We start from the raw sequence: 17513 nt of genomic DNA, 5'->3' as shown, positions 1-17513 counted from the left end.
GGAGCGAAGCGACTTCCTTGGAAGGGTGGCGGCGGGTGACGGGGGAATCAATAGGGAGCGAAGCGACTTCCTTGGAAGGGTGGCGGCGGGTGACGGGGGAATCAATAGGGAGCGAAGCGACTTCCTTGGAAGGGTGGCGGCGGGTGACGGGCGGGCGCATGGACGACAGGGCGAAGCCGCGTTCGTGGCGGGCGTAGACGAGTTCGTCGTGCGAGGGCGCCACATCGGCGAGGATGCCGAGCCAGGCGTAGGGGTACGTCCGCTCGAACACCTGGGACAGGGCGGCCGGGAAGGCCTGCCGGGCCACGCCCCAGAAGCCGTCGCAGCCGACGGCGTAGTCGCACTCCAGCACGTCCTCGCGGCCCTGGTGCCGGAACAGGATGCGCGGCCGGTCGCTGTCCGCGCCTTCGACCGCCAGCGCCTCCGCCTCGAACAGCAGCGGTCCGCCCTCCTTCAGCTGAAGGGCGATCAGGTCCTTGCAGACCTCGGTCTGGGCGTACACCATCACCGACCGACCGCCGGTCAGGCCGGGGAAGTCGACGCGGTGGCGGCGGCGGTCGAAGCGCAGCTCGATGCCGTCGTGCCGCAGCCCCTCCCGGTCCATCCGCTCCCCGGCGCCGGCGGCGCGCAGCACGTCCACCGTGCCCTGTTCCAGGATCCCGGCGCGCTGGCGGTGCTCGACATAGGCGCGGCCGCGGCTCTCCAGGACGACCGCGTCGATGCCGGCTCGGTGCAGCAGCCGCGCGAGCAGCAGTCCGGCCGGTCCCGCTCCGATGATCCCGACGGTGGTACGCATCGGTTCGTCCCTTCGGGTCGACTCCAGGCGTTCGTCCAGTGAACCTTTCTTCACTTATTGGCGCCGAGTCTCCGCCGGGGGGGCATCCGATGTCAATGGCCGGACACGGCGTGGCCCCCACCGGTGCGCGGGAGGCGTTCGCGCAACCGGCGGGGGCCGTACGGGACGGGGGCGGGGCGGTCAGTGGCCCGGCCAGCCGTCCAGGTGGCGGTGGAGCGTGACAGTGGGCTGCGCCTCGGTCCTCGGGGCGTGGGCCACGGCGTCCCGCAGCACCGCGGTGACCTCGCCGGCCAAGCCGTCGACCTGCGTCTTCAGCTCGGCGGCGGGCAGCGTGGAGCGGGTCAGCGCGTCCAGGCGGCGGTGGATGTCGTCGAGCCGGCCCCGGGTGTCGGCGTCGAGGCCGAACGGGGTGGGCGTGGAGACCACGAACTGGTAGGCGCCGGCCAGGGTCTGGCAGCCGGTGCACCCCTTGTCGGCCGCGTCGCTGTAGTTGGCGGCATCGAGGTGGGTGTGCTCGCCGGCGACCGTGACGATCTGGAAGGACAGCGCGACCGACCGGCAGTGGTCGTCGGCCGAGCAGCCCGCGGAGACGGCGTTGGCCTGGTTGCGTACGCCGACCGCGTCGACCGTGCCGAACTGGCGGACGGTGAAGGAGTCCCGGGCCTCGGTGTGATGCGCGCGGTCGGCGTGGCTGAAGACGTGGTCGGACGCGACGGCCGCGTGCGTCACACCGGTCACGGCCTGCGCCGGTACGGCAGCGGCGGCACCGGCGGCCGAGGCGGCACCGGCCGCGAGGAGGACGGTGCGCAGGGCTCGGCGGGTGAAGGGGTGCTTGCCGGAGCGTGCCTTGCGATGGCTGCTCATGGGTATCTCCAGTGGTGTCATGAGGACTGGGCTCCCTTCCGGGAGTGGACGGGGCGTCAGGCCCGGGCGTGGACGAGGTGTCAGGGCGACGCCGGGGCGGGCGAGCCGCCGGTCGGCGGTACGGAGACGGGCGCCGAGGGCGACGCGGGGACGCTCTCCGACAGGGTCGGCGAGGCGGACGGCGGGCCGGGGTCCGCACTGGTGGGCGGGGCCGGAACCGCGGACGTGCCGCCGGAGGAGGACTCCGGCTGGTGGGACCGGGAACCCGTCGGCTCGCCCGGCGCCGGGCCGGACGCCGACGGCTGCGGCGCGGAGGCGGACGCGCTGCCCGAGACGCCCGGCGACGGACCGTCCCCCGGCGCCGGCGTGGCGGGCCCCGGCACGGCCGACGGCGACGCGGCGGCGCCGCCGGTGCCGTGGCCGCCGTGCCCGCCCCGGGCCGGGGCCGAGGCGTCCGGCGGTGCGGGTTCCCCGGTCGGCACCCCCGGCTGCAGGATCGGTGCGATCGGCGGCTTCTTCGGCAGCGGCTGGGGCGTCGCCCCGGACATCCAGGCGTAGGAGAGCCCGGTCAGCCCGGCGAGGGCGAGCACGCACAGCGCCAGCCGCAGCCGGGGCCGTCCGGCGGTCGCGCGTTTCGCGGCCCGCAGCAGCCGGCCGCCGATCTTCACGGACAGATAGACGACACCGGCCATCGGGCAGAGCAGCATCACGCTGCCGATCACTCCGACGAGCCCGGCGACGATCTGCCCGTGCGCGAACGCCTCGCCGGTGCCGAGGAGTTGACCGGCGAGCGAGCGGACCATCGTGGTGAGGATCCGGGGCAGGTTCCACAGCGCGTACGCCAGCTCGCCGGCGATCAGCGGCACCATCGTCAGCACCCAGGCCGCGACGACGGTGCGCGCGGACTTCTTCAGTCCGGCGACCTCGGTGCGCGCCGCGCGGCCCGCGGCGCCGGGCAGGAGCGAGAGCAGGATCGGCTTGATCTTGCCGTAGAGATCCGGCACTCCGGCGAGGTCGCCGAGGATGTAGTAGCCGTCCAGGCGGACGGCCGGCATCAGCTGTTCCAGGATCTCGAAGTGCCCGAGGTAGACGGCGGCCAGGAAGAACTGCGCCCCGGTGGCGAAGTAGGCCCCGGCCATCGCCAGCATGAAGACGACGTTGAAGTACACCCCGCCGAGGTCGGTGCGCAGCCGGCCCGAGCGGGAGATCCGGTAGACGTCGGTGACGTCGGTGTACATCGACGGCCAGATGAGGAACAGCCCGCAGCCGATGCAGCCGGGCCGGGCGCCGCCGTAGCGGCAGGCGGAGGCGTGGCCGAACTCGTGGAAGACGAGCGAGGCCACGGTGAGCCCGAAGACGATGAGGATCAGCACCGGCTGGTCCAGGACCTCCAGCACCGGTTCGATCGCCCCGAAGAAGCCGAACAGCCAGGTGTCCAGGGCGACGGCCGCAAGCAGGACGGCGGTGACCACGGCCGGGCGGTGCAGCCAGGCCAGGGCCCTGGCGATGCGCGCCGTGCGGCGCTCGTCGAAGATCACCCGGTGGCCCTTGAGGGCGAGCAGCAGGTCGGAGCGCGGGGCGTCGACCTCGTCGTCCTCCTGGCCCTCGGGCACGGTCACGCCGAGCGGCTGGAGCTTGTTCTCCAGCAGATAGCGGATGTTCTCGCCGCTGACCTCGCGGCCGTAGCGGGCGCTGACCCGGTGGGCGATCGTGTCGACGTCACGGATACCGTCGACGGACGACGCCACCAGGTACAGCAGCCGCGAGAGCTGGACGACCTGCCCGTCCCCCCGACGGGCGATGTACTTCGGTTCGGTGAAGCCCGAGCCCTGGTACTCGCCGTGCAGCCGCAGCCCCGCGCTCAGCCGCGGGGCCGGCCGGACCGGCGTTCCGACGGCCGGCAGGCTGCCCGTCGTCACCTGTTCGTACGTCACCGGCCAGCCCCCGGGCCCAGGCACCGGGCCGGTGTCGTACAACGCGTCGGCGCCTTCGTCGAGCACCGTCATCTGTGGTCTCCCCCCACCTTTCCCCCCGGCATCGCCGCGGGGGCGGACCACTGCGCACGCCCGTCGGTGGTCCGTCCCCGCGGCTGTCGTCGTGCGGTGCCCTTACTGCTGGACGGTGATCGTCTGCTGGGCCGCCGACTCGGCGTCCGACCACGCGGAGTGGTCGTTCACGGCGGCCGACTCGTTGTGCGCGTTGATGTTCGCGACGTGCTTGGTGACGTTGAGCGTCCTGCCGAAGCTGAACTTCAGCCGGCCGAGGGCCTCGCGGCCCGGCAGCAGCTCCGCGGACTCGCCGTCCAGCTCGCGCATGTCCATGCTCATGATGAAAGTCCTCTCGTGATGGGTGTCGAAGTGGGGTGCGCGCGTCACTGGCTGACGCTGATGCTCTGGCAGGCGCCGGAGTCGGCCACGGACCACGAGGAGTGGTCGTTCATGGCGGCCGACTCGTTGTGGGCGTCGATGTTCGCGACGTGCTTGGTGACGTTGAGCGTCTTGCCGAAGCTGAACTTCAGCCGGCCGAGGGCCTCGCGGCCGGGCAGCAGCTCCGCGGACTCGGCGTCCAGCTCATGGGCGTTCAACATGATCGATTCCCCCTCGGGAAACAGGCGGTTCTGATCGGAGAGAGTCAGGTTCCCCCCGGACTCTGTCCAATTTGGTCGGACGAACTGTCCAACGAGATTGGACACTAGGGCCTCGCGGCACCGCTCCGCAACCCGTTCGGTGAATCACCCTTTCGGCGGCCCGGATACCCGCCCGTAGAATCGGCGCCGACAGGGACGGTTCGGCCGAGCGGCGAGCAGGAAGTGGACTTCGGTGGCCAACGCACTGCAGCAGTTGATCCGTGAGCGTCTCGACCGCGAAGGCTGGTCCTACGGCGACGTGGCACGGCGCGGTGGCGTACCCCGCTCCACCGTCCACCACCTGGCCACCACCGACCGGGTCGTCCGCATGCCCCAGGCGACCACGCTGGAAGGCCTGGCCAAGGGGCTCCAGCTGCCACTCGACACCGTGCGCCGGGCCGCGGCCGAGGCCTGCGGCATCCATGTCTACGGCGCCCCGGCCGGCCAGGACGCCGACGGCACGGCCGCCCGCAGCGCCGACCCCGAGGTGGACCTGCTCATCGCCAGCGTGCAGCAGCTGTCCACCGAGGACCGCCGGCATGTCGCCGCCCTGGTCGAGTCCCTGCTGGGCCGTTCCGCACGGCCGGCACCCGAGAAGTGACCGATCCGGCCGCACGCGCGCCGGGCCGAAGCGGTGACGGCCGGCTCCGCCGCAGCCGCGCCGGAAAAATTGCAACTGCGCCCGAATGGACCGAGATCCCCCGCTAGTCTCTCGTCCTGCCCGAGGAGCGACAGCCGCACGACCCCGGGCCCTTTGGGGGGAACGTGTTGTTCGTGCATGGCGGGCCGGCCACCGCGGTGGTCCGGGGCCCCGCCGGTGAATCGGTCGTCCTGCTCTCCGGCGAGCTGCCTGACGTGCTCACCGAGGACGCGGTGACCGAGCTGCTGGACCTGGCGGCCGCGATCCTGGACGCGGACGAGCTGAAGCTGTTCCGCACCTGCCTGCGCACCCTGCGTACCGACGGCCTCCGGGCGGGCCGGCGCATCGAGGTGGACGGCGCGGTACTGACGGTGTACGAGGGGTGATACGAGGCCTGCACGAGGGTGACGCGAGGGCCGCACGAGGGTCATCCGAGGGTGATCGACGGGAGGTCCGCTCCCGCGGCCGAGGCGCGGTTGGTGCCCGGAGCCGGACTTGAACCGGCACGCCCGCGAAGGGGCAGCGAGGTTTAAGCTCGCCGTGTCTGCATTCCACCATCCGGGCAGGCCATGGGGCTCCGCTTCGAGGTTCGAGCCTATCGGGACGCATCCCCCGAACAGCGGAAGGGCGGACCGATGTTGTCTTATTTTATTGACGTCTGAGGGTGCATCAGCCCGCGGAACGAGCCATCCGCACTTGCCAACAGCGTGGCGTGACGGGGATACGCCCGTACGTGGAATGACGGAATTTCACCGTCTGAACGAGGGCGTACCACCCGTTCTTGACGGCGTTCGACACTGATTCGGCCGCGCCTCTCTCAGGGGCGGGTGTCCTCCCCAGGTATGACACAGCGCTCTCCCGTCCGACCGGAGTCGTCCCCAGGAACCGGAACAGCGACTGACTACACGGCGTCCTGGCGCCGGGACGATGGAAGCAGTCCCCATGGAACACGTCGTCCCGACAGGAGCACCTTCCCGTGACCACCACACCCACCGCCGGCCGGACCACCGCCGTGGCCGCACGCGCCTCGGAGCTGTCGAAGATCTACGGGCAGGGTGAGACCCGGGTGGTCGCCCTGGACCAGGTCTCCGTCGACTTCCGGCAGGCCGAGTTCACCGCGATCATGGGCCCGTCCGGCTCGGGCAAGTCCACGCTGATGCACTGTGTGGCGGGCCTCGACACCTTCTCGTCCGGGTCCGTGCGCATCGGTGACACCGAGCTGGGGTCCCTGAAGGACAAGCAGCTCACCAAGCTCCGCCGCGACAAGATCGGCTTCATCTTCCAGGCCTTCAACCTACTGCCGACGCTGACCGCCCTGGAGAACATCACCCTCCCGATGGACATAGCGGGCCGCAAGCCCGACAGGGCCTGGCTGGACCAGGTGATCTCGATGGTCGGCCTGTCCGGGCGGCTCAGCCACCGGCCCGCGCAGCTCTCCGGCGGCCAGCAGCAGCGCGTGGCCGTCGCCCGCGCCCTGGCCTCCAAGCCGGACATCATCTTCGGCGACGAGCCGACCGGAAACCTCGACTCGCGCTCCGGCGCCGAGGTGCTCGGCTTCCTGCGCAACTCGGTGCGCGAACTGGGCCAGACCGTCGTCATGGTGACCCATGACCCGGTCGCCGCGGCCTACGCCGACCGCGTGGTCTTCCTCGCGGACGGCCGGATCGTCGACGAGATCCACGGCCCGACGGCCGACTCCGTCCTCGACCTGATGAAGCAGTTCGACGCGAAGGGCCGTACCAGCTGATGTTCCGCACCGCCCTGCGCAACGTTCTCGCGCACAAGGCCCGGCTCCTGATGACCGTGCTCGCCGTCATGCTCGGCGTGGCCTTCGTCTCCGGGACGCTGGTCTTCACCAACACCATCTCCGACGCCTACCAGAAAAGCTCCGCGAAGGGCTTCGACCAGGTCGACGTCGCCGTACGGCCCACGTACCAGGACTCCGAGGGCGACAAGGTCGGCAAGACGCCGGATCTGACCCAGGCCCTGCTGGACAAGGCCGCGAAGACCCCCGGCGCCGCCTCCGCGACCGGTGTCGTCACCGGCTTCACCGCCGTCGCCGACAAGGACGGCAAGCTGCTCGGCGGCGACTGGCAGTCCGCCGGCGGCAACTACTGGGGCACCAAGGACGCCCGGTACCCGCTGGTCAGCGGCCATGCCCCGCACGGCAAGGACGAGGTGCTGCTCGACTCCAAGACCGCGCAGCGGGGCGGCTACGCGGTCGGTGACACCGTGCGGCTCTCCGTCGACGGCCCGGTCCTCACCCCGACCGTCGCGGGCATCTTCACCACCGACGACGGCAACGTGGCGGCGGGCGGCAGCCTCGCCCTGTTCGACACGCCGACCGCGCAGAAGCTGTTCGGCAAGAAGGGCGCGTACGACGAGATCGACGTCAGGGCCGCGGCCGGCACCAGCCAGTCCGCGCTGAAGTCCGGGCTGGACAAGGCACTGCCGTCGCACCTGGTGGAGACCACCACCGGCAAGCAGCTCGCCGACGACCAGGCGAAGGCGATCGCCGACTCGATGAGCGGGCTCAAGCAGACGCTGCTGGTGTTCGCCGGTATCGCGCTGTTCGTCGGCACGTTCATCATCGCCAACACCTTCACCATGCTGGTCGCCCAGCGCACCCGGGAACTGGCCCTGCTGCGCGCGGTCGGCGCCTCCCGCCGCCAGGTCACCCGCTCGGTGCTCATCGAGGCGTTCGCGGTCGGCACGGTCGCCGGTGTGACCGGTCTGGCCGCCGGTATCGGCATCGGCGCGGGCCTGCGCGCCCTGCTGGGCTCCTTCGGCGCGAGCGTGCCCGACGGGCCGCTGGTGATCAGCCCCGGCACCGTGGTGGCCGCCCTCTCGGTCGGCATCCTCATCACCATGCTGGCCGCCTGGCTGCCCGGCCGCCGGGCCGCGAAGATCCCGCCGGTGGCGGCGATGAGCAGCGTGCACGCCAAGGCCGGCACCAAGTCGCTGGTGCTGCGCAACACGCTCGGCGCGCTGTTCGCGGCGGCCGGAGTCGCCGTGGTCCTCGCGGGCACGACGATGGACGCCGACTCCGCCCAGGGCCCGATGGGCCTCGGCGCCGTCCTGCTGATCATCGGCGTGTTCATCCTGACCCCGCTGCTGTCCCGGCCGCTGATCGCGGCCGCCACCCCGGTGCTGCGCGCCTTCGGCGTCTCCGGCAAGCTGGCCCGCCAGAACGCGGTGCGCAACCCGCGCCGTACGGCGGCCACCGCCTCCGCGCTGATGATCGGCCTGACCCTGATCACCGGCATGACGGTGATGGCGGGCAGCCTGCAGACCTCCATCGACAAGATGGCCTCCTCGGCGATCCGCGCGGACTACGTCGTCTCGATGGCCAACCGCTCCCCGCTCTCCCCGGACGTGGCGACGAAGGTCGCCGCCGCCTCCGGTGTCACCGCCAGCAGCCCGCTGCGCAACGCCGAGTCCCGGATCGACGGCAAGACCGAGTTCCTGACCGGCGTCGACGGCTCGTCCATCACGAAGCTGACCGACCTCAAGGTGGACAGCGGCACCTTCACGGTGGGCGGCTCGCAGGTCGTCGTGGACAAGGACCGGGCCAAGGAGTACGGCTGGACGCCCGGCTCGCAGTTCACCGCGCACTTCGCGGACGGCAAGGCGAAGTCGCTGACGGTCGCCGGTGTCTACGAGGGCAACGACATGATCAACGGGATCATCCTCGACGACGCGGTCGTCACCCCGCATCTGAAGGACCCGGCCGACATGCAGGTCATGGTCAAGACGGCGGGCGGCGCGACCGGCGCGGCCAAGGACAAGCTGACCAAGGTCCTCGGCGACAACCCGGCGATCAAGATCCAGGACAAGCAGGACATCTCCAACGACATCGCGAAGATGTTCACGATGATGCTGAACATGGTCTACGGCCTGCTCGGCATGGCGGTGATCGTCGCGGTCCTCGGTGTCATCAACACCCTGGCCATGTCGGTCTTCGAGCGCGCCCAGGAGATCGGCATGCTCCGCGCGATCGGCCTGGACCGCAAGGCGATCAAGCGGATGGTCCGCCTGGAGTCCCTGGTGATCTCCCTGTTCGGCGGCGTGCTCGGCATCGGCCTGGGCGTGTTCTTCGGCTGGGCGGCCGGTCAGCTGCTGGGCACGAAGATGCCGACGTACGAACTGGTCCTGCCCTGGGGCCGGATGGCGGTCTTCCTGCTGCTGGCGGGCGTGGTCGGCGTCCTGGCCGCCCTGTGGCCGGCCCGGCGCGCGGCCCGGCTGAACATGCTGGCGGCGATCAAGGCCGAGTAGCCGTCACCACAGCCGTACGACACAGGAGGGGCCCCGCAACGCGCGGGGCCCCTCCTGTCGTAGCCGCTGTCGGGCGTCGCGCCCGCTGTCAGGTGTTCCAGGTGCGGGTGCGCAGCGGCAGCCCGGACCCGCCCGGCTCCGGGGTGCGGACCGCCAGGACCTGGTTGACGCCGATCCGGTTGCGTTCGAAGGCGAGCGCGGAGGCGGCCATGTACAGCTGCCAGACGCGGGCGCGGCCGGGGCTGCTGAGCCGGACCGCGCGGTCCCAGTCCGCCTCCAGGTTGACGACCCACTGGCGCAGGGTGCGGGCGTAGTGCTCGCGGATGGACTCCACGTCCCGCACCTCGAACCCGGCGCGCTCCAGCTGGGTGACGGTGGTGCCGAGGGGGGCGAGTTCGCCGTCCGGGAAGACGTAGGCGTCGATGAACTCGTCGACCTCGTACGCCGATTCGTCGCGCTGCGGGCGGCGGGCGATCTGGTGGTTGAGCAGCCGCCCGCCGGGCTTGAGCAGCGTGTACAGCTGGCTCGCGTACTCCAGATAGCGTTCGGCGCCGACGTGTTCGGCCATGCCGATGGAGGAGATCGCGTCGAAGGGGCCGTCCGCGACGTCCCGGTAGTCCTGGACCCGGATCTCCACCCGGTCGGTCAGCCCCTCGTCGGCGACGCGCTTACGGGCGTACGCCGCCTGCTCCTGCGACAGCGTGACCCCGACGACGCTCACGCCGTGCTCACGGGCCGCGTGGATGGCCAGCGAGCCCCAGCCGCAGCCGACGTCCAGCAGCCGCTGACCGGGCGTCAGGCCGAGCTTGGCGCTGATGAGTTCGAGCTTGTCGCGCTGGGCGGTCTCCAGCGACCCGCCGTCCTCCCAGTAGGCGCACGAGTAGACCATCGACGGGCCGAGGACCAGCTCGTAGAAGTCGTTGCCGACGTCGTAGTGGTGGCTGATGGCCCGCTTGTCGGTGTGCCGGGTGTGCAGACGCCGGCGCGGCCTGCGCACCTCCTCGCGCGGCGGGGCCGGCGGGAGCGGCGGCCCGGCGAGCTTCAGCAGCTCGCGTACGGCGGCCCGTACGGCGGGGTCGCGCAGGCTCTCGACGAGGCCGCGGGCGCCGTCCCCGCGCTCCCACACCAGTCCCGCCATCGCGTCGAGCGCGGTGTAGAGATCGCCCTCGACCTCCAGGTCACCGGCGACCCAGGCGCGGGCCAGGCCCAACTCGCCCGGTTTGAACAGCATGCGGCGCAGGGCGCGGCGGTTGCGCACGACGAGCGCCGGCGCGTCCGGTGGCCCGGCCTGCGATCCGTCCCAGGCCCGCAGCCGGAGCGGGAGCGGGACTCCCAGCAGCTGCTCGGCAAGACTCCTCAGCCGCGACGCGGCGTCGGCCATGGCGCACACCTCCAAGACGACGATCCCGGATGCCGGTCATCACGTAAACACCGTCGGCTCTCGCGCGCAGTCCCGCAACGGAGTTACAACTGGGCAAAATAGCTGTATAGGCCACACAGATTGGCGTGAAGTGTGCGCCAAGTCCGGCCGTCGGTCAAGTCACGACTTGCAGGGGCGTGACGGGCATCGGAAGCCCGGCCGTAATGGGTGACGTACCCGGCTTCTTCTCCTCATCGGATGTGCATCGCCATGATTCGTCTTTCCAGGTTCCAGCGCCTCGCCCTGCTCGCCGCCTCGACGACCGTCATCACAGCAGGCGTGCTGTCGCAGGGCAGCGCGTTCGCCGCCCCGGCGGCCCCGCGGACCGCCGCCGTCACCGCCGCCCACCGCGCCGACGCCGACACGCAATGGAAGCAGATCGACGACACCGCGAGCGGCGTCACCGTCCGGCTTCCCGGAAAGCCCGACATCCAGAAGGACACCACGGCCGGAGTCGCCATCCGTGACTACCTGGTGACGACCGGATACGGGGCCACGGGCTTCTCGGTCTACGACAAGCCCGATGCGGCCACCGGACCGTGGGACCTCGACGGAGGCCTCAAGGCCGCACTGGACGGCTACAACAGCGTCGATGCCGGCGCCGAACTGACCAGCACCGACGTCCATCACGGCACCACGCACGACGGCGACCACTACGTGGAGGCGAAACTCGTCGGCGTCGACGGCAAGGTGGGGCACATCCGCATCGTCGACCTCGGCAAGCACTCGATCATGCTCATGACCGTCGGCCGCGGCGGGCAGCAGGCCGCCGTCGACCGGGACTACCAGCAGGTGCTCGACAGCATCAAGGTCCCCCACCACGGCGCCCCGCGGGCCGAGGCGTCCGCCGTGTCCACCTGACCGGAAAGCGTCACCGGCCTCGGCGGGACCGGTGTCCGCACACGCCGAAGGGGCCGCCCGCACCACGGATGGCAGGCGGCCCCTTCGGCGTCTTCAGCTGACCGGGGTCAGGAGGCCTTGGCCTTCTCCTCGGTCTTGGCGGCAGCCACGGGCGCCGGCTTGGCGGCCTCGTAGAACTCCTCGCGCGGGTTCTCCATCGCACCGAGGGAGACGACCTCGCGCTTGAGGAACATGCCGAGCGTCCAGTCGGCGAAGACGCGGATCTTGCGGTTCCAGGTCGGCATCGCCATGCCGTGGTAGCCGCGGTGCATGTACCAGGCGAGACGGCCCTTGAGCTTGATCTTCATCTTGCCCATGACGATCATCGCCACGCCCTTGTGCAGGCCGAGCCCCGCGACCGCACCCTTGTTGGCGTGCTCGTAGTCCTTCTGCGGGAAGCCCCGCATACCGGAGACCACGTTGTCGCCGAGGACCCTGGCCTGGCGCAGCGCGTGCTGGGCGTTCGGCGGGCACCAGGCGTTCTCGTTGCCCGCCTTGCGGCCGACGAGGTCCGGGACCTGGGCGTTGTCGCCAGCGGCCCAGATGTAGTCCGTGCCCTTGACCTGGAGGGTCGTCTCGCAGTCGACGTGGCCGCGCGGGCCGAGCGGGAGACCGAAGCGGGACAGGGCCGGGTTCGGCTTGACGCCCGCGGTCCAGACGATCGTGTTGGAGTCGACCTCGAGGCCGTTCTTCAGCACCACGTGGCCGTCGACGCAGGAGTCCATCGAGGTGGAGAGGTAGATCTCCACGCCACGGCTCTCCAGGTGCTCCTTGCCGTACTGGCCGAGCTTGGGACCGACCTCGGGCAGGATCTTGTCGGCGGCGTCGACGAGGACGAAGCGCATGTCCTCGCGGGACACGTTCTTGTAGTACTTGGCCGCGTCCCGGGCCATGTCCTCGACCTCACCGATGGTCTCCGCGCCCGCGAAGCCACCACCGATGAAGACGAAGGTCAGCGCCTTGCGGCGGATCTCCTCGTCGGTCGTGGAGTCGGCCTTGTCCAGCTGCTCGAGGACGTGGTTGCGCAGGCCGATGGACTCCTCGATGCCCTTCATGCCGATGCCCTGCTCGGCGAGGCCGGGGATCGGGAAGGTGCGGGAGACCGCGCCCATCGCGATGACGAGGTAGTCGAAGGGCAGCTCGTACGCCTCGCCCACCAGCGGGGCGATCGTGGCGACCTTGCGGTCCTGGTCGATGGTGGTGACCCGGCCGGTGAGGACCTCCGCCTTCGGCAGCACGCGCCGCAGCGGGACGACGACATGGCGAGGGGAGATGTTGCCGGCGGCGGCTTCGGGGAGGAAGGGCTGGTAGGTCATGTACGACCGGGGGTCGACGACCGTGACGGTCGCCTCTCCGTAGCGCATCTTCTTGAGGATGCGCCGAGCTGCGTACAGGCCTACGTACCCACCGCCTACTACGAGGATCCTGGGACGCTCCGTGGTGCTCATGCCATCGAGTATCCACCCGCCACTAGGGGGTCGCTCGTGCGCCCCTTCACAAGGTCCGGCAGGCCCTGTGCTACACTCCGCGGCTCGCGTGACGCAGATCATGACCGGCCAGGGGAACCGCGGTATCCCCTGATCCGTTGTCAATGCCGCGTGAGCTGCCTCTCTCGGTCGAGGGCGAGGGCGTGAGCCGCGCGAAACACCGCCGTCGACACGCGATCCGAAGGCGGCGTACGACCCCCATCTGAACACGTTCAAAGGCCCCTTCACCCCCCGAAAGGGCCAACAGGGGGCTTCCTGTACGCCGACCGGGCCGAAATCCTTGTGAAGAACTTCACGAAGTTTTCCGACGCCACGTCACCGAGGGGCCCCGAAGCGGCCCGGGAAGCCGCTCAAACGTTATCCGACCTGCTCAACCAACGGCTACCCGTCAGTAACAAATGAGAGCCGGGCAACAGCCGCAGCAAGGGAACCCACCCGGACGGACCGTTAGATGCCGCGCCGTTCACCCGTCAGCCGCGTACAGCGTGATAACGGACGGAACCGGCCATAGCGTTCCAGCCATGAACACTTCACAGCTGGCCTTCAAGGCCTTCTCGCGAATATGCGCGGTCAGCGCAGTCCTGGGCATCGCTCTCGCGACGGGTACGGCCACGGCCGCATCCGCCGTGGCCGCGCCGCCCGCCTCTCACGTCATCACCAAGGCGGCCGCCCCCATCGGCGGCCATGGCGGACATGACGACGAAGACGACGGTAACAACGGGTGCATCGCCCTCATCGCCCTTCTCTGCTAGCTGACGGCCTGCCCGGCCCTGCTCGGGCTCAGGCGACGGCCCCGGTTCCTGCCCATGAGGAACCGGGGCCGTGCCACGTCACCGCGGGTCAGTGGCCGGCCTTGCCCGACTCCGCCTCTTCCGCCACCTTGAAGGCGATGCCGTCGAGGATGTCGTGCTCGCTCACCACGACCTCCTCGGCACCGATCCGCTCCATGATCGCGAGCAGCACGAGGGCGCCCGCGCCGATGACGTCGACCCGGCCGGGGTGCATGGACGGGATCCCGGCGCGCTCGGCGTGCGTGGAGCGCAGCAGCCACTCGGTGATCTCGCGGACGCGGTCGTGGGAGATCCGGGAGTGGTGGATACGCGCGGAGTCGTACTCGGGCAGCTCCTGGGCGATCGCGGAGACCGTGGTGACCGACCCGGCGAGGCCCACCAGGGTGTGCGCCTCACGCAGCGGCACCGTCTGCTCCGCGAGGTCCAGGGCGGCCTCGATGTCGGCCCTTATCGCGGCGATCTGCTCCTCGCCGGGCGGGTCGGAGACCTTGCCGTCCCGCACCAGATGACGTTCCGTCATCCGCACACAGCCGACGTCCACCGAGCGCGCCGCCCGGACATGCTCCTCGCCCACGACGAACTCGGTGGAGCCACCGCCGATGTCCACGACGAGATACGGCGTGGTGAGGTCCGCCCGTCCCGTCAGCTCCCTGGTAGCGCCGGTGAAGGAGAACTCGGCCTCCTGGTCGCCGGTGATGACCTCCGGCTCGACCCCGAGGATGTCCAGCACACCGCGCACGAAGTCGTCCCGGTTCTCGGCGTCGCGGGAGGCGGAGGTGGCCACGAAGCGCAGGCGCTCGGCGCCGTACTTCTTGATGATCTCCGCGTACTCGCGGCAGGCGGCGAACGTCCGCTGCAGCGCCTCCGGGGCGAGCCGGCCGGTACGGTCGACACCCTGGCCGAGCCGCACGATCGTCATCCGGCGGTCCAGGTCGACGAGTTCACCGGTCTCGGGATGCACATCGGCGACCAGCAGCCGGATGGAGTTGGTGCCGCAGTCGATGGCAGCGACGCGGGTCATGAGCGGGCCTTTCTACTCTCGCTTCACAGCGGGCCTGCGCCCCCTGGTGCCGGACTCGGCCGGCGGTCACTCCGCGGCGGCGCCGAGATCGACGCACGCCCCCTTGCTCCACCACTGCGGCAGCATGGCGATCGCCTCGTCACCGAGCGGGTTCACCCCGGGCCCGGCGGCCAGCGAGTGGGCGACCAGCACATGCAGGCACTTCACCCGGTCCGGCATGCCCCCCGCGCTCGGAAAGCCCGTCAGCTCCTCGATCTCGTCCCGGCGCCGGATGTAGTCCTCGTGCGCGGAGCGATACGCGGCGGCCAGTTCGGGGTCCGTCTGCAGCCGCTCGGTCATCTCCTTCATCACGCCGTTCGCCTCCAGCGTGCCGATGGCGGAGGACGCCTTCGGGCACGTGAGGTAGTACAGCGTCGGGAAGGGCGTGCCGTCGGGCAGCCGCGGCGCGGTCTCCACGACGTCCGGCTGACCGCAGGGGCAGCGGTGCGCGATGGCCCGCAGGCCCCGCGGCGGACGGCCCAGCTGCTGCTTGAAGGCCTCGACGTCCGCTTCGGTGGGCTCGGTGCGCGGAGTGGGCGGCGGGGGCGTTTCCATGACTGCTTTCAGGATGGCTTTCTGTCGGTTGCCGGCGTGGGGCCGGTCACTGGTCGGAGGCGTCGGACTTGTCGACCCCGTCCCAGATGTTCGCGTACCAGGGCCGCTGGGCGGCCCGGAGGTCGGCCCGGGTCTGCTTGGCCGTGCCCGGGTCGACGACGATGTACCCGGTCTCCCCGGGCATCACATAGTGCAGCCGGAGCCGGATCTGCTGCTCGGCGTAGGAGTCGTCCTGCCAGCGCGCCTTGAGGTCGCGCAGCTGCTCGACCCGTTTGGCGGCCTGCTCCTGCTGCCGCCGCAGGTCGGAGATCTGCGCGCGCTGGGAGACGTACTGCCGCATCGGATAGGCGAGCGCGACGATCATCGAGCACAGCACCAGCGCGAGCAGTGCCGCCCGGCCGGTGAGCCGGGAGCGGCGGGCCTGCCGCTTGGTCTGCGAGCGGTAGACCCGGGCCGCCGTCTGCTCGCCGAGCAGCCGCAGCCTGGTCGCGGTGGAGAACCGGTCCCGGTCCTTCACGGCCATGTCCCCGCCTCCCTGATACGTGCGTACGTCCCCGCACACGGTACGGGACCGGGTACGGGGACGTACGTACGACGGGCTCAGCCTTACCCCAGGTTGGGTCAGCCCTTGAAGCGCGGGAAGGCGCTGCGGCCGGCGTACACCGCGGCGTCGTCGAGGATCTCCTCGATGCGCAGCAGCTGGTTGTACTTGGCGACGCGCTCGGAGCGGGCCGGGGCGCCGGTCTTGATCTGGCCGCAGTTGGTGGCGACGGCCAGGTCGGCGATGGTGACGTCCTCGGTCTCGCCGGAGCGGTGGGACATCATGCACTTGAAGCCGCTGCGCTGGGCCAGCTCGACGGCGTCCAGGGTCTCGGTCAGCGAGCCGATCTGGTTGACCTTCACGAGCAGGGCGTTGGCGGTGCCCTCCTCGATGCCGCGGGCCAGGCGCTCGGGGTTGGTGACGAACAGGTCGTCGCCGACCAGCTGGACCTTGTCGCCGAGCTTGTCGGTGATGACCTTCCAGCCGGCCCAGTCGTCCTCGAACAGCGGGTCCTCGATGGAGACGAGCGGGTAGGCCGCGACCAGCTCCTCGTAGTACTCCGTCATCTCGGCGGCGGAGCGCTCCTTGCCCTCGAAGAGGTACTTGCCGTCCTTGTAGAACTCGGAGGCGGCCACGTCGAGCGCGAGGGCGATCTGCTGGCCGGGGGCGTAGCCGGCCTCCTTGATGGCCTCGATGATCAGGTCGAGGGCCTCGCGGTTGGAGCCGAGGTTCGGGGCGAAGCCGCCCTCGTCGCCGAGGCCGGTGGACAGGCCCTTGCTCTTCAGGACCTTCTTCAGCGTGTGGTAGACCTCGGTGCCCCAGCGCAGGGCCTCGGAGAAGGACTCCGCGCCGATCGGGGCGATCATGAACTCCTGGATGTCCACGTTGGAGTCCGCGTGCGAGCCGCCGTTCAGGATGTTCATCATCGGCACCGGCAGCAGGTGCGCGTTGGGACCGCCCAGGTAGCGGAAGAGGGGGAGGTCCGACGCCTCGGAGGCGGCGTGGGCGACGGCGAGGGAGACGCCGAGGATGGCGTTGGCGCCGAGGGAGCCCTTGTTGTCGGTGGCGTCCAGGTCGAACATCGCCTGGTCGATCAGGCGCTGCTCGGTGGCGTCGTAGCCGACCAGCTCGGGGCCGATCTGCTCGATGACGGCGAGGACGGCCTTCTCGACACCCTTGCCCTGGTAGCGGTTGGGGTCACCGTCGCGCAGCTCGATGGCCTCGAAGGCACCGGTGGAGGCGCCGGACGGGACGGCGGCACGACCCGTGCTGCCATCGTCGAGGCCGACCTCGACCTCGACCGTGGGGTTGCCTCGGGAGTCCAGGATTTCCCGGGCTACGACGACGTCGATGGACGGCACGAGCATCTCCTTCTTGGATGTGACGCTGGAAGTGCGGGGCGCGTGTGCCTTACGGCTGTGCCTTGCGACTAGAGCCTAACCGTCTCCGGGGGATCGGCCACTGACCGACCTTCCCGTGGGCGGGGAGGACACGCAGACGGTACCCATTGTTCATCGACGGAACAAAGGGGGTTCCGGGTGAGGCCGAGATGAAGAGT

The 17513-nt window shown here is 70.5% G+C and carries 17 protein-coding genes and 1 tRNA gene; 6 read left to right on the top strand and 12 right to left on the bottom strand.

Going from position 1 to position 17513, the window contains the following annotated elements; genetic code table 11:
* The 5 genes from AB0L75_RS09790 to AB0L75_RS09770 form a co-directional block, all read right to left on the bottom strand.
* Window positions 1-796 (bottom strand): FAD-dependent monooxygenase (locus AB0L75_RS09790; protein ID WP_365177826.1); only part of this gene is annotated, 796 nt, incomplete at its 3' end.
* A gap of 180 nt (window positions 797-976) precedes the next feature.
* The gene (locus tag AB0L75_RS09785) at window positions 977-1660 is read right to left on the bottom strand and encodes a hypothetical protein (RefSeq protein WP_365177823.1); all 684 of its coding nucleotides are present in this window, start codon (window positions 1658-1660) and stop codon (window positions 977-979) included.
* Between the two features lie 80 nt (window positions 1661-1740).
* Window positions 1741-3666 carry a hypothetical protein gene (locus AB0L75_RS09780; RefSeq protein WP_365177820.1) on the bottom strand — a complete coding sequence of 642 codons (1926 nt, stop codon included), beginning with the start codon at window positions 3664-3666 and terminating at the stop codon, window positions 1741-1743.
* Between the two features lie 102 nt (window positions 3667-3768).
* A complete protein-coding gene (locus tag AB0L75_RS09775) occupies window positions 3769-3987 on the bottom strand; it encodes a hypothetical protein (RefSeq protein WP_365177817.1) in 219 nt (72 codons plus the stop codon).
* A gap of 44 nt (window positions 3988-4031) precedes the next feature.
* Entirely contained in the window at window positions 4032-4247 is a 216-nt protein-coding gene (locus AB0L75_RS09770) for a hypothetical protein (RefSeq protein ID WP_365177815.1), read from the bottom strand.
* 232 nt (window positions 4248-4479) lie between these two features.
* Here AB0L75_RS09770 and AB0L75_RS09765 point away from each other — a divergent pair, with 232 nt between their 5' ends.
* On the top strand, window positions 4480-4887 hold the full coding sequence (locus AB0L75_RS09765; RefSeq protein ID WP_365177812.1) for a helix-turn-helix transcriptional regulator: 408 nt from the start codon (window positions 4480-4482) through the stop codon (window positions 4885-4887).
* A gap of 164 nt (window positions 4888-5051) precedes the next feature.
* Entirely contained in the window at window positions 5052-5312 is a 261-nt protein-coding gene (locus AB0L75_RS09760) for a hypothetical protein (protein WP_365177809.1), read from the top strand.
* A 91-nt stretch (window positions 5313-5403) separates the two neighbouring features.
* Here AB0L75_RS09760 and AB0L75_RS09755 read toward each other — a convergent pair.
* Window positions 5404-5490: transfer RNA gene (locus AB0L75_RS09755), tRNA-Leu, on the bottom strand.
* Between the two features lie 412 nt (window positions 5491-5902).
* Here AB0L75_RS09755 and AB0L75_RS09750 point away from each other — a divergent pair.
* Both AB0L75_RS09750 and AB0L75_RS09745 read left to right on the top strand, forming a co-directional pair.
* Window positions 5903-6673, top strand: a complete 771-nt coding sequence (locus AB0L75_RS09750) for an ABC transporter ATP-binding protein (RefSeq protein WP_365177806.1) — start codon at window positions 5903-5905, stop codon at window positions 6671-6673.
* Complete coding sequence (locus AB0L75_RS09745) at window positions 6673-9201, top strand: FtsX-like permease family protein (protein ID WP_365177803.1); 2529 nt, start codon at window positions 6673-6675, stop codon at window positions 9199-9201. The genes AB0L75_RS09750 and AB0L75_RS09745 overlap by 1 nt, the downstream gene beginning before the upstream one ends.
* An 88-nt stretch (window positions 9202-9289) precedes the next feature.
* Here the strand turns inward: AB0L75_RS09745 and AB0L75_RS09740 are convergent, their stop codons facing one another.
* A complete protein-coding gene (locus AB0L75_RS09740) occupies window positions 9290-10582 on the bottom strand; it encodes a cyclopropane-fatty-acyl-phospholipid synthase family protein (protein ID WP_365177801.1) in 1293 nt (430 codons plus the stop codon).
* Between the two features lie 249 nt (window positions 10583-10831).
* On the opposite strand from AB0L75_RS09740, the gene AB0L75_RS09735 reads away from it, so the two are divergent.
* Window positions 10832-11482 carry a hypothetical protein gene (locus AB0L75_RS09735; RefSeq protein WP_365177798.1) on the top strand — a complete coding sequence of 217 codons (651 nt, stop codon included), beginning with the start codon at window positions 10832-10834 and terminating at the stop codon, window positions 11480-11482.
* 107 nt (window positions 11483-11589) lie between these two features.
* Here AB0L75_RS09735 and AB0L75_RS09730 read toward each other — a convergent pair whose 3' ends face one another.
* A complete protein-coding gene (locus AB0L75_RS09730) occupies window positions 11590-12969 on the bottom strand; it encodes an NAD(P)/FAD-dependent oxidoreductase (protein WP_365177795.1) in 1380 nt (459 codons plus the stop codon).
* 560 nt (window positions 12970-13529) lie between these two features.
* Between AB0L75_RS09730 and AB0L75_RS09725 the strand changes: the two genes are divergently transcribed.
* Window positions 13530-13760: a hypothetical protein gene (locus AB0L75_RS09725; protein WP_365177793.1), complete on the top strand. Its 231-nt coding sequence runs from the start codon at window positions 13530-13532 to the stop codon at window positions 13758-13760.
* 88 nt (window positions 13761-13848) lie between these two features.
* Here AB0L75_RS09725 and AB0L75_RS09720 read toward each other — a convergent pair whose 3' ends face one another.
* The 4 genes from AB0L75_RS09720 to eno all read right to left on the bottom strand — a co-directional run bounded on the left by AB0L75_RS09720 (window position 13849) and on the right by eno (window position 17322).
* On the bottom strand, window positions 13849-14820 hold the full coding sequence (locus AB0L75_RS09720; protein WP_365177790.1) for a Ppx/GppA phosphatase family protein: 972 nt from the start codon (window positions 14818-14820) through the stop codon (window positions 13849-13851).
* Window positions 14821-14886: 66 nt separating this feature from the next.
* Window positions 14887-15414, bottom strand: a complete 528-nt coding sequence (locus AB0L75_RS09715) for a DUF501 domain-containing protein (protein ID WP_365177788.1) — start codon at window positions 15412-15414, stop codon at window positions 14887-14889.
* Between the two features lie 46 nt (window positions 15415-15460).
* Window positions 15461-15937 (bottom strand): septum formation initiator family protein, encoded by a 477-nt coding sequence (locus AB0L75_RS09710; RefSeq protein ID WP_365177785.1) that lies wholly within the window; start codon window positions 15935-15937, stop codon window positions 15461-15463.
* Window positions 15938-16035: 98 nt separating this feature from the next.
* Window positions 16036-17322 carry a phosphopyruvate hydratase gene (gene eno / locus AB0L75_RS09705; protein WP_365177782.1) on the bottom strand — a complete coding sequence of 429 codons (1287 nt, stop codon included), beginning with the start codon at window positions 17320-17322 and terminating at the stop codon, window positions 16036-16038.
* Between the last annotated feature and the right edge of the window lie 191 nt (window positions 17323-17513).

Source organism: Streptomyces sp. NPDC052101 (genome assembly GCF_040680235.1).
Classification (GTDB): Bacteria; Actinomycetota; Actinomycetes; order Streptomycetales; family Streptomycetaceae; genus Streptomyces.
This window is presented reverse-complemented; position numbering and strand designations above follow the sequence as displayed.

What these genes read in the sequence shown, in the direction of transcription:
- AB0L75_RS09785 (WP_365177823.1), bottom strand. Translation starts at nt 1,660, where the DNA reads ATGAGCAGCCATCGCAAGGCACGCTCCGGCAAGCACCCCTTCACCCGC.
- AB0L75_RS09780 (WP_365177820.1), bottom strand. Translation starts at nt 3,666, where the DNA reads ATGACGGTGCTCGACGAAGGCGCCGACGCGTTGTACGACACCGGCCCG.
- AB0L75_RS09775 (WP_365177817.1), bottom strand. Translation starts at nt 3,987, where the DNA reads ATGAGCATGGACATGCGCGAGCTGGACGGCGAGTCCGCGGAGCTGCTG.
- AB0L75_RS09770 (WP_365177815.1), bottom strand. Translation starts at nt 4,247, where the DNA reads ATGTTGAACGCCCATGAGCTGGACGCCGAGTCCGCGGAGCTGCTGCCC.
- AB0L75_RS09745 (WP_365177803.1), top strand. Translation starts at nt 6,673, where the DNA reads ATGTTCCGCACCGCCCTGCGCAACGTTCTCGCGCACAAGGCCCGGCTC.
- AB0L75_RS09740 (WP_365177801.1), bottom strand. Translation starts at nt 10,582, where the DNA reads ATGGCCGACGCCGCGTCGCGGCTGAGGAGTCTTGCCGAGCAGCTGCTG.
- AB0L75_RS09735 (WP_365177798.1), top strand. Translation starts at nt 10,832, where the DNA reads ATGATTCGTCTTTCCAGGTTCCAGCGCCTCGCCCTGCTCGCCGCCTCG.
- AB0L75_RS09730 (WP_365177795.1), bottom strand. Translation starts at nt 12,969, where the DNA reads ATGAGCACCACGGAGCGTCCCAGGATCCTCGTAGTAGGCGGTGGGTAC.
- AB0L75_RS09725 (WP_365177793.1), top strand. Translation starts at nt 13,530, where the DNA reads ATGAACACTTCACAGCTGGCCTTCAAGGCCTTCTCGCGAATATGCGCG.
- AB0L75_RS09720 (WP_365177790.1), bottom strand. Translation starts at nt 14,820, where the DNA reads ATGACCCGCGTCGCTGCCATCGACTGCGGCACCAACTCCATCCGGCTG.
- AB0L75_RS09715 (WP_365177788.1), bottom strand. Translation starts at nt 15,414, where the DNA reads ATGGAAACGCCCCCGCCGCCCACTCCGCGCACCGAGCCCACCGAAGCG.
- AB0L75_RS09710 (WP_365177785.1), bottom strand. Translation starts at nt 15,937, where the DNA reads ATGGCCGTGAAGGACCGGGACCGGTTCTCCACCGCGACCAGGCTGCGG.
- eno (WP_365177782.1), bottom strand. Translation starts at nt 17,322, where the DNA reads ATGCTCGTGCCGTCCATCGACGTCGTCGTAGCCCGGGAAATCCTGGAC.